The sequence below is a fragment of the Nostoc sp. genome (assembly GCF_036919815.1).
Lineage (GTDB): Bacteria > Cyanobacteriota > Cyanobacteriia > Cyanobacteriales > Nostocaceae > Nostoc.
In genome coordinates this window covers 78,709-89,957 of sequence record NZ_JBALCE010000128.1, presented here as the reverse complement: position 1 = coordinate 89,957, position 11,249 = coordinate 78,709, and the positions used below count along the sequence as shown (strand labels likewise).

The window sequence follows — 11,249 nt, the reverse complement described above, 5'->3', positions numbered from 1 at the left end:
TCGCTACACGTTATGATAAGCGAGCAATAAACTTTCTTGGTGCAATTTATCTTGCTGCTACTGTTATCTGGCTTAATTGATGACACGCCCTAGTACTTCAGCACAATAATTTTTGGGATTCTTACCATAGTAGAGTACTATCTTTTTTATTTGATGGAAAAAATACTGTAAATTTATAATCTACCATCTTAATTGAAAGATTCTGTAAATTTTGGGTTTTCGGTTTTTATATTGTTTAAATTTTGTGTATGTTAACACTCGGTAGGAGCGACAAAAGCAGTAAAAACCGCCTAAAAATTATGTCCATGTCTACACTACTAATGCAAAAAGTCCTGTTGTAGATAAGTTAATCTTTGTGAATAATCTTTATCTTTATTCAGTTAATTCCTCAGAACAGCCTTTACACCCATCAACTTTAAGCGCCAGAAAACGATTAATTGACATTGTTGGAGCGATTGTGGGGCTGATTATTACATTTATAGTAGCAATTCCCGTAGTAATTGTTACCTTTATAGATGAGCCTAGTCCAATATTTTATTCCCAAATTCGCTGTGGTTTGAACGGAAAAACTTTCCGCATGTGGAAATTCCGCTCCATGATCGTCGATGCTGATAAATTCAAGCATTTGGTTGAAAACCAAGCCAAAGGTCACATCTTTAAATCTGTTGACGATCCTCGCATTACTCCTGTGGGTAAGTTTTTGCGGCGTACTAGCTTAGACGAATTACCCCAATTTTGGAATGTTTTGTTAGGCGACATGAGTTTAGTTGGTACTCGTCCACCTACTCTTGATGAAGTCAGCCATTACGATCTACACCACTGGGATAGATTGCGAGTCAAACCAGGCATTACCGGAGAATGGCAGGCTAATGGACGATCTACCATTACAGACTTTGAAACCATTGTCAAGATGGATATAGATTATCAGCAGAAGTGGTCTTTAACTTATGACCTAAGTCTGATTATTAAAACTATCTGGGTGGTATTGAAAAAGACTGGTGCTTATTGAATTGGGGCATTGGGCATTGGGCATTGGGCATTGGGAGAAAGATTTTTAACCCTTTACGCCGCTACCAGTTTCTGTTGGCACAATGTAACGTTGTAAAAACAAAAATAATAATAATACTGGGGCGATCGCAATCACTGAACCAGCAGCTACTAGCCGCCAGTCAAGGGAAAATGTCCCTGCTAGCTTTGCGACTCCCAAGGGAAGAGTGTATAAATTTTCGTCTTGGATGACAATTAAAGGCCACAAAAAGTCACTCCAAGCACCAATGAATACAAAAATAGCTAAAGTTACCAGTGCTGGGCGAACTGCTGGTAACATTATATGCCACCACAAACCTAACTCCGAGCTGCCATCCATCCGGGCGGCTTCTTCTATCTCTTTGGGGACACTCATGAAAGCTTGGCGCAACAGAAAAATGCCAAAGGCAGAAGCTAAACTCGGAAAAATCATCCCTAAATAACTATTTGTCAAACCCAACTGGACTGTCAAAATATAAAGGGGAATCATCACGATTTGGAAAGGAATCATAATCGTAGAGACGATCGCTACAAAAATCCAGTCTCGCCCCACAAATGACAATCTTGCCAACGGGTACGCAGCTAAAGCGCAAAATAGCACATTTAAGCCCACAGTCAGGACTGACACTAAAGTACTGTTATACAGGTATTGTGCAAAAGGTAAAGAATTCCACACACTAAAGAAGTTATTTAGTGTTGGTTGACTGGGTAACAACTGTGGCGGCGACTGAAAAATATTTTCCGTAGGCGATTTTAAGGATGTACTAATTAGCCATAGTAAGGGAAAGAGCATCAACAGTGCGATCGCTCCCAATAGCATATACATTAGCAGAATTTGCGATCGTGGTTTTTTCCAGTTCAGCATTTGATTTTGCAAATTTTATTTTGTAATTCAACAGAAATGTAAACACTCAAGCTACTTGCTGTTTATTTTGAAAAATATTTAAGGTATATCTAGCTCTAGTTTTAAGAATATTTAATTGGTCAACTTGTGTCAATAATCTGTCTAAAGTTTCAGTTTCTTCATTTGACAAATAATTTTCAGAATTTTTAATTAATAACTCCTGTAATTGTATCTGAGCTTTGGGAGATAAAGAACTTTCTGCTAAAGCTTGCAACTCATCTATATTTAAACTAATTAATAATTCAGAATCTACACACAAGTTGGTTAACTGTTGGTAAGTTTCTAAATCTAACAGTACTCCTACTTTTTCTCCCTGTGGGTTAGTGACATACTGAACTGAGTCAGACATGGCTTTAGTTGAGAATTTTATTGATTTTATGCTAACCTATCATCAAAAATTTGGTTAAAGTAATTCACCTAATTCTGTTATTGAATTTATTCATCTATTAATATATAGGGATCGTAATTTGTTTTTGAAAAAATCTAAGTAGTCTTGTAGGGTGTGTTAGAGGAAGATACGGCACCAAAGGCCTGGTAGGGTGTGTTAACGATAGCGTAAAGCGCCCTACGTGTGTTTCAGAAATCAAATACTAGTCGTATAATTAAGTTTCTTCACTTTCCGAACTCCCTAATTCTTCCAGAATATCAAAGAAGTCATTCATGAGTTTTGCGTCAAATTATTTTACATCAGTCCATATTTAACTATTGTGAATGATATCTTATGCTTCATAATAAGAAATACCAAAAGCCTTTTTTAAAATTTCAATTGATTTGGCTTTTGAATAATTACTCAATCTCAAGAACTTAATAACAGATTCTTTATCTGCGGATTCATTCAACATATTATTCAGCTTTTCAGTTAGTTCATTATCTTTATCCATAGTTTATCTCCAATTGAGAAAAGGCATTGTGTTGCATAAATTGAAATATTATCAGATTTTTTGAGCCATTGCTTCCTGTTCAGTGGTAGATGACGTTGGAATTAGTTATAAAACATTTGATGATCTGTCTTCATCATCCTGAATTCTTCAATCTTTTTGAGTCAATCCGGTTTCTGTAGAAACAGCTTGTAATGGTTTATCCCAAACTTCAATCGGTATTTGGGACAAATAGGCAAAATCAAAGACAATTCCGATAGTCGGCTTTGTCTGCCACTGCGGTAAACTGAGCAAGCGATCGTAATATCCGCCACCATAACCCAAACGATATCCTTGATAGTCGCAAGCTACACTGGGGACGAGAATCAAATCTACTTCAGCAGCATCTAAGATTGGAGCGTCTGGTTGTGGTTCAGTAATGCCATAAGCGCCATTTTGCACAGAATCATTCGGTGTCCAAATATGCCAATCTAGGGATTTATCAACGCAGCGAGGAAATCCCCAACGGTATTTGGTGTCTGCAAATAGTGGGCTGAGGTCAGGTTCTTGACGAAAGCTGAAATAAGCGAGGATTGTTTTTGCTTGGGTAAACAAAGTAGAGTTTTGTAAATGGGAGCATAAGCGATCGCTTTTTTCTCTCCACTCTCCGACGGACATTGATTGACGTGTTTTGAGTAAAGTGCGGCGTAGTTCTGCTTTATTTAGTTGATAATTAACTTTGCCCATAAAAATTTATAGCGTCAAATAAATAAGCTGGGCATTACCCAGCTTAAGTACTCTACACTCATTAGTACATCGTTATGCAGCGTGTTGACGATACCACTCAATGGTATTCTTTAACCCTTCCTCAAAGCTCACCTGAGCCGTGAAATTAAAGGCTTGTCTTGCCCTTTCAGTATCTAAACAACGGCGGGGTTGACCATTAGGCTTGTCAGTTTGCCAAACAATTTCACCCTTAAACTCCATCAATTGGCAGATTATAGTTACTAAATTAAGGATAGAGATTTCTTCACCCGTTCCCAAGTTAACTGGTTCCGATTCGTTATAGAATTGAGTCCCCATAATAATCCCCCGCGCTGCATCTTCAGAATAGAGAAACTCGCGGGTAGGACTGCCATCACCCCAAACTGGAAGTTGCTTTTCTCTCTTAATTTGGGCTTCGTGAACTTTGCGAACTAATGCGGGAATGACGTGAGAACTTCCAGGGTCAAAGTTATCTTCTGGGCCATATAAATTTACTGGCAGTAGGTAAATCCCATTAAAACCGTACTGCTGGCGGTAAGATTGCAATTGGACTAAAAGTGCTTTTTTAGCAATTCCGTAGGGGGCGTTAGTTTCCTCTGGGTAGCCATTCCAAAGATCATCTTCTTTGAATGGCACTGGCGTAAATTTAGGATAGGCGCAGATTGTCCCAACACATACGAATTTTTGTACTCCAGCTTGATAGGCAGCGTGAATTAGCTGGGTTCCCATAATCAAGTTATCGTAAAACAACTCTGCGGGTTTTTCGCGGTTTAGACCAATGCCACCGACATGAGCTGCTAGGTGGATGATTATGTCTTGCTGGTCAACTGCACGTTGGCTATTTTCCCAGACACGTAGATCGCAATCGCGCGATCGCGGTATTGTAATCTTCTCACGATCAGCCCCTGCTTTACACAGTTGATCGATCACCTGACGACCTAGAAACCCCGACCCACCAGTGACCAGAATACGTTGATTTTTTAGTTCTAAGGCGGTCATATTTTTATCCTCTGTGGTGCGAATCAGAAATGGAGAGCGCCTAGTTCTTGACGAGTAGTAGCAATATCATGTGGAAATTGCGAGCCATTTCCATTGGGTGAAGTGTGACCCAATGCTTGTAAATCTGCTTCTACCATTAGGGAAACTAGTTCTTCAAAGGTTACTGATGTTGTCCAGCCCAACTTCTGCCGTGCTTTGGTAGAATCGCCAATCAACAACTCTACCTCAGATGGACGGAGGTAACGCTCATCAAACTCTACATAATCTTCCCAATTGAGATTTACATAATTAAATGCCAGTTCCAAAAACTCTCGCACCGAGTGGGTTTCACCAGTCGAAATTACGTAATCCTCTGCTTGGTCTTTCTGCAACATCAACCACATTGCTTTAACGTAATCCTTCGCATAGCCCCAATCTCGCTTGGCATCTAGATTACCCATGTAAATTTTTTTCTGCTTCCCAGCAACGATACCAGCCACTGCTCTAGTAATTTTGCGGGTTACAAAGGTTTCACCGCGCCGTGGTGACTCGTGGTTAAAAAGTATGCCGTTACAAGCAAACAAACCATAAGACTCACGGTAATTTATAGTTTGCCAGTGGGCGTAAACTTTAGCACAGGCATAGGGACTGCGGGGATAAAAGGGCGTTGTCTCACTTTGAGGTATTGCTTGTACTAAACCGTACATTTCTGAAGAACCCGCCTGGTAAAATCGCACCTGAATTCCGGTACGCTGTTGGTAGTCCCGAATTGCTTCCAACAGACGCAGCGTGCCCATTCCTACAGCATCCACCGTGTATTCTGGTGAATCAAAACTGACTCTGACATGAGATTGAGCGCCGAGGTTGTAAATCTCTACTGGCTTGACATCTTCTAAAATCCGCCGCAACGTCGTACCATCGGTCAAGTCACCGTAGTGAAGAAACAACCGTACTCCCTCTTTGTGGGGGTCTTCGTAAATATGATCGATGCGGTCTGTGTTGAAGGTAGACGTCCGGCGAATGATGCCATGAACCTCATAACCTTTTTCTAGCAAAAACTCACTTAGATATGAACCATCTTGACCAGTAATACCAGTAATCAACGCTCGTTTGTGTTGCGTCATGCTCAATTATCCCTTATTGTTCTTTGATTAAAAAGTTACAGGCAATCTGATACAACCTAGCAGCTAATTGCTCAATTGCCTAATGGGAAACCTACGCGTTCTTGTTGTTAGGAGACTTTTCGCCTAAATAAATATACTTAACAAAAAGGAATTTAACACGTAAGCCAACCTGAGATAGATGAAGATTGTTTAATTATGTATATTTTTTTAGATGAAGATTCTTTTTGTGTACGTTGTTTTTTGTCAAAACTTCATATATCTCTGGTTTTGTGAAGATTCAATAAAATAGGATTTTAAATTAGACTTCTGGCAAAAATCTGAATATGAGCAAAACGAACCACAGAGAGAAGTTTCAGCTAGGTAGAAAGACATAAACCTTGTCCATTTTGAAAACTGAAGTAGTGCAGGTAGCGTTCGACTGACTTGTACTGACTTGTACTGAGCGACGTCGTTGGCGCAGCCTAAGAAGAGAAGTAGCGCTCACGCCGTACCCCTCCGGAGAAGCAAGCTACGCGTAGCGTTCCGCAGGAAAGTCTTGCCCGCTACTACCCGCATTTTAGCAAGATGCTGCCGCTACTTTTAAAACTATGGTTCTCAAAATAGATGGAGTGTGAACTACCCGACACTAATTGCTAAGAGCAATATAGTGTGGGCTTCCAGCTTCATAGACAGTCGCCTCTACAGATGTCTTACGACCCCGTTTTGGTCTTACACTCTCTCCACTGGCAGTAGCGCTAGTCCCTAACGCTAGTACTTGTACTGAGCTTTGTCGAAGTAAACGCTTGCCTTCATCTCGAATATTAGTAGCTGCATTTATGTCTCTATCGTGCTTAGTGTGGCAGTTGGAGCAAGTCCAGCTACGCACATCTAGAGGCAGACTACTAATTTGATTTAGGCATACGTGACAAGTCTTACTTGAAGGGAAGAACCTGCTAACCTCTAGGTATGTCTTTCCCTCTTTTTCTGACTTGTATTTTAGTTGTCTGGTAAATTCTGACCAACCAGAATCACTAATAGATGATGCTAAATTATGGTTCTTTATCAGGTTTTTGACTGCCAAATTCTCGACAACGATGACTTGGTTTTCGTTCACCAGCTTGCGAGATAGTTTGTGTTGAAAATCCTTGCGAGTATTCGTTATCCGTTCATGTACCCGTGCAACTATTTTACGAGCTTTCTTGCGACGATTAGAACCTTTTGCCTTGCGAGATAGTTTTTGTTGTTTGCGTTTGAGGTTCTTTTCTCGCTTTTTTAGATGTCTCGGATTTTCAAACTTTGAGCCATCACTCGTAATCGCAAAGTGAGTCAATCCTAGATCAACACCTATTGCTTTCCCCTCAACCTTTGGCGTGGCAGTCGGTAATCCATCATCAAACAGTAGAGCCGCATAATACTTGCCTGTGCAACTCATACTAATTGTTACTGTTTTTAAATCCCCGTCAAATGTGCGATGAAGTTTTGCTTCTACAACACCTATCTTAGGAAGCTTGATAGCTCCTGCTAATAATTTAACTGATTGCGGGTATTGAATAGACTGTTTACCCTGCTTGCTTTTGAAGTTGGGGTATTTTGCTCTCTCTTCAAAAAAATTGATGAATGCTCTAGATAGGTTGAGACTAACTGATTGCAACACTTGCGAGTAACAATCCTTTAGCCAAGGAAACTCTATTTTGAGTGCTGGCAACAGATCGTTGTATCCTTGTCGAGATAATCCCTTCCCTGTTGCTTTATAAGTCTGGTTGTTTAGATTCAAAGCCCAATTCCACCACCACCTAGCGCACCCAAAAGATTGCGAAAATCGCTTTTTTTGCACCTGTGTCGGATAAATTCGGACTTTGGCAACGTTTCTCATTCCCTAAATATACCACAAATTTTATTCATGGTAGAATAAATCTGGATTTGGTAATTCCCTATGGGTCATTACCTGCCTATCCATCCCGACACAAACTGAGTACAGTTATAGTGCGGGACTTCCGGCAAAGAAAGTTAAATAGAGATAACTATATAAAGCAAAGATGAACAGTCGTTTAGTCTAGGGCAAGAATTGGTACTTAGGGGCATTAACTGCCCCCCAGAATCCACCCTAAGTAGTTACTCAGTATGCCCCGTTATTTTTGGGCAGAATGACCACATCAACAGTTTTCAAGATGATCCATAAATCAAGCCAGAAGTTCCTAAATTTCACATAATGCAGGTCTATTTGGACTCGCCGAGGGTAGGGAATATCATTACGCCCAGACACCTGCCACAATCCAGTAATTCCTGGACGGATTGTTAAAATCTCATCAATGTGACAACCGTATTTTGGCAGTTCTTCTGCTACTAAGGGTCGGGGGCCGACTACACTCATGTCCCCTTTTAAAACGTTCCAGAACTGGGGAAATTCGTCTAAGCTAGTAATTCGCAAAAATCGACCAATTTTGGTAATCCGGGGGTCTTGTTTCAGCTTAAAACTGCTCTCAAATTCTTGTCGCAACTGGGGCGATGTTTCCATCATTTGCACGAGGATTTCGTCTGCATTGCTCACCATTGTTCGGAATTTAATACAATAAAACGCTTTGTAATTTTTCCCTACCCGTTCGTGGATATAAAAAATTGGACCATCTGAGCTCAAAGCAATCAGCAAGGCCAAGATTAAGTAGACGGGGAAGAACAAAATTAACACCGACAGCGAAAACACTATATCGAACAGTCGTTTGGCAAACTCTCCGTTTAAACCCTGAAAAGATAAACCTTTGGGTTTAACTTTTGGCGTCTTTGTTTTTTGACCGCGTTTTAAGACAGTACGCGTAGACCCTCTAGTGTCTTGCCGTACGCCTCGCTTGCCGGAGAGGAGTGAGCTCTGGGCAGTCATCATACTCCTTAATAATCCACACCACACATAGTCCCAATATTAAAGCCAAAATGAGGTGCTTCTGGGGGGAAATTGCCAAAAGCCTAAAAAAATAAGAGATTAACCAAGACCATCATTCCAAAAACGGTCTTTTTTCGTTGCACTTGTTTACAAAACCGAGATAACGATCTGCAAAGATTTGCGGTGAAAACTGGGCGGCGTGCGATCGCATATACTCAGAACTGAAAGAACCCTCATACATTTCAAATTTTTCTACTGCCTCCACCAAAGCCGCCTCTGTTTGTGTCCTGAAAAATATACCTGTCCCTGTATCCACACAAGAACGGATATCTCGCACTGTTTCTAAAGCACCTCCTGCACCATAGGCAATCACTGGCGTGCCACAAGCCTGTGCCTCGACTAGGGCAATACCAAAATCTTCACAAGCTGCATACACAAATGCCTTAGCCCTAGACATATATTTTTTTACCACATTATCGGGTTGCCATCCCAGTATTTCGATATTGGAGTTTGCCATCTCGCGGATTTTTTCCATTTCATCTCCTGTACCAATGACTACTAATGGTCGTTTTAGTTGATTAAAAGCGTTGACAATCAACGATACTTGCTTGTAACTCACTAACCGGGAAACTATCAGATAAAAGTCCTCTTTCTCAGACAGAAACGGAAATTCCGCAATATTCACTGGTGGGTAAATGACTGTTGCTTCTCGCCGATAGCAACGCCAAATCCGCCGAGCTGTATGCTGGGAGTTGGCAATAAAGTAATCAACGCGATTGGCACTCAATACGTCCCACTGACGTAAACGATGTAATAAATATCGCGTTCCCCACCCAGGTAAACCACTACCCAGTTTGCTGTGGCGCAGATAATCAAAGGTTAAGTCCCACGCATAGCGCATCGGGCTGTGACAGTAGCAAATATGCATCTGTTCGGAAGTGGTAAGGATTCCTTTGGCAACAGCGTGGGATGATGACAGAATTACGTCATAATGCCGCAAATCCAGTTGTTCAATTGCCAACGGCCACAAAGGCAAATATTTTTGTACGCCGTTGCGGGCATAGGGAAAGTGCTGGAGAAACGTCTTGCCAATCTGACGCTTGTATAAATAACTTTCTCTATTGCTGGATTCAAAATCAATTAGAGCATATAAATCAGCATCAATATGATTCAAAATTTCTCGGACAACGAGTTCTGAACCACCGGTGGCTTTGGGCGTCAGCCACTCATGGACTAGAGCATATTTCAAGGGCACAGCTAACTTGAATAAATGGAAAATACAAAGGCCAACTTGATGACGTTAATTAGAAAAGTTTCCCCTTGTGATTAATTAACGGGAAGCGCCCCAGATTAGCACAGAAGACGCAATCTTTCTTTCAGAGGTTCCAGATGGATGATAACCTCAGATTGGGGCATGGGGCATGGGGCATTGGGCATTGGGCATTATTATTCTTCCCCTGCTCCGTCATCTCCCCTACTCCCTTGACAACAACTGATATAGAAAGGGTGAATTTATGCGAATTCTGATTATGGGTGGTACTCGGTTCATTGGTGTCTATTTGACTCAACTACTAGTGGAACAAGGACACGAGGTGGTGCTGTTCAATCGTGGGAATCGGCCAGCACCTGCTTTACAGGGAGTAGGACAAATTATAGGCGATCGCACGGATGCTACCCAAATAAAAGCAAAATTATCGCCAGAAAGCTTTGATGTCATTTTTGACAATAATGGACGGGAACTTACTGATACTCAACCACTGGCAGAGATTTTTCAAGACCGAGTGCAACATTTTGTGTATATGAGTTCTGCGGGGGTATATCTCAAATCTGACCAATTGCCCCACATAGAAGGTGATCTAGTAGATCCCAAAAGTCGCCACAAGGGTAAGCATGAAACAGAGGCTTATCTGACTCAATTGGGATTGCCCTTTACCTCTATTCGTCCGACTTATATTTACGGACCACGTAATTATAATGAGTTGGAAGGCTGGTTTTTTGACAGAATTGTGCGCGATCGCCCGATTCCCATCCCTGGAAATGGCTTGCATATCACCCAGCTAGGTCATGTAAAAGACTTAGCAAAGGCTTTGACTCAGGTTTTGGGTAATAAACAAGCCATAGGACAGATTTATAATATATCTGGCGATCGCTTTGTCACTTTTGATGGTTTAGCCCGTGCTAGTGCGATCGCGGCTGGTAAATCACCCGATGCTGTAAAAATCGTCCATTACGACCCGAAAAAGTTTGATTTTGGCAAGCGCAAAGCTTTTCCGATGCGGGTGCAACATTTCTTTGCTTCGGTGAACAAAGCGCAAACAGAATTAAATTGGCATCCTGAATATGATTTGATTTCCGGGTTGAATGACTCTTTGGAAAATGATTATTTGGCGAATGCAAAAGACAAAGCCGAAGTAGATTTCTCTGTAGATGAGGAGATTTTACAAGCTGTTTAACAACAAGATTCCGACTTTTCTAAACCATAGCTGGCTTCTGAATTAGGGATTTTCAACAAATAAATTATCCAATCTTGTGGGGTGGGCATCTTGCCCGCCTTTCGCTATGCCCACCCCACAATCAGTAGTTGAGTATTTTTTTATTTGTGAGTCCCTAAAGAATAAGAATTAAATATGGCAGTCGCCAAAGCCGTTAGGACAGTTCGCGGGAAACGCGCCTTCAAGAGCGTACTTTGTGATTTTATTGCTGTCCTAAGCTCCCTGTCCGTTGCCATAACATACAATTTA

General features: G+C 41.2%; 11 protein-coding genes. 2 read left to right on the top strand and 9 right to left on the bottom strand.

Features of this window, described 5'->3' with window-relative positions; genetic code table 11:
• Positions 1–355: 355 nt before the first annotated feature.
• Positions 356–1,009 carry a sugar transferase gene (locus V7K15_RS29480; protein ID WP_334911485.1) on the top strand — a complete coding sequence of 218 codons (654 nt, stop codon included), beginning with the start codon at positions 356–358 and terminating at the stop codon, positions 1,007–1,009.
• A gap of 45 nt (positions 1,010–1,054) precedes the next feature.
• On the opposite strand, the gene V7K15_RS29475 is transcribed toward V7K15_RS29480, so the two are convergent.
• The 9 genes from V7K15_RS29475 to V7K15_RS29435 form a co-directional block, all read right to left on the bottom strand.
• The gene (locus tag V7K15_RS29475; RefSeq protein ID WP_334911483.1) at positions 1,055–1,891 is read right to left on the bottom strand and encodes a carbohydrate ABC transporter permease; all 837 of its coding nucleotides are present in this window, start codon (positions 1,889–1,891) and stop codon (positions 1,055–1,057) included.
• Between the two features lie 46 nt (positions 1,892–1,937).
• Positions 1,938–2,279, bottom strand: a complete 342-nt coding sequence (locus V7K15_RS29470) for a hypothetical protein (RefSeq protein WP_334911481.1) — start codon at positions 2,277–2,279, stop codon at positions 1,938–1,940.
• Positions 2,280–2,649: 370 nt separating this feature from the next.
• Positions 2,650–2,811, bottom strand: coding sequence for a hypothetical protein (locus V7K15_RS29465; protein ID WP_334911480.1), 162 nt, complete (start codon positions 2,809–2,811; stop codon positions 2,650–2,652).
• Between the two features lie 147 nt (positions 2,812–2,958).
• The gene (locus V7K15_RS29460) at positions 2,959–3,534 is read right to left on the bottom strand and encodes a 5-formyltetrahydrofolate cyclo-ligase (RefSeq protein ID WP_334911478.1); all 576 of its coding nucleotides are present in this window, start codon (positions 3,532–3,534) and stop codon (positions 2,959–2,961) included.
• A gap of 72 nt (positions 3,535–3,606) precedes the next feature.
• Positions 3,607–4,551, bottom strand: coding sequence for a GDP-L-fucose synthase family protein (locus V7K15_RS29455; protein WP_334911476.1), 945 nt, complete (start codon positions 4,549–4,551; stop codon positions 3,607–3,609).
• A 23-nt stretch (positions 4,552–4,574) separates the two neighbouring features.
• A complete protein-coding gene (gene gmd / locus V7K15_RS29450) occupies positions 4,575–5,654 on the bottom strand; it encodes a GDP-mannose 4,6-dehydratase (RefSeq protein WP_334911474.1) in 1,080 nt (359 codons plus the stop codon).
• A gap of 625 nt (positions 5,655–6,279) precedes the next feature.
• A complete protein-coding gene (locus tag V7K15_RS29445; RefSeq protein ID WP_334911472.1) occupies positions 6,280–7,506 on the bottom strand; it encodes an RNA-guided endonuclease InsQ/TnpB family protein in 1,227 nt (408 codons plus the stop codon).
• A gap of 243 nt (positions 7,507–7,749) precedes the next feature.
• Complete coding sequence (locus V7K15_RS29440) at positions 7,750–8,508, bottom strand: sugar transferase (RefSeq protein WP_334911497.1); 759 nt, start codon at positions 8,506–8,508, stop codon at positions 7,750–7,752.
• Between the two features lie 112 nt (positions 8,509–8,620).
• Positions 8,621–9,763 (bottom strand): glycosyltransferase, encoded by a 1,143-nt coding sequence (locus V7K15_RS29435; RefSeq protein WP_334911470.1) that lies wholly within the window; start codon positions 9,761–9,763, stop codon positions 8,621–8,623.
• Between the two features lie 259 nt (positions 9,764–10,022).
• Here V7K15_RS29435 and V7K15_RS29430 point away from each other — a divergent pair, with 259 nt between their 5' ends.
• Complete coding sequence (locus tag V7K15_RS29430; protein WP_334911468.1) at positions 10,023–10,961, top strand: NAD-dependent epimerase/dehydratase family protein; 939 nt, start codon at positions 10,023–10,025, stop codon at positions 10,959–10,961.
• The last annotated feature ends 288 nt before the right edge of the window (positions 10,962–11,249 follow it).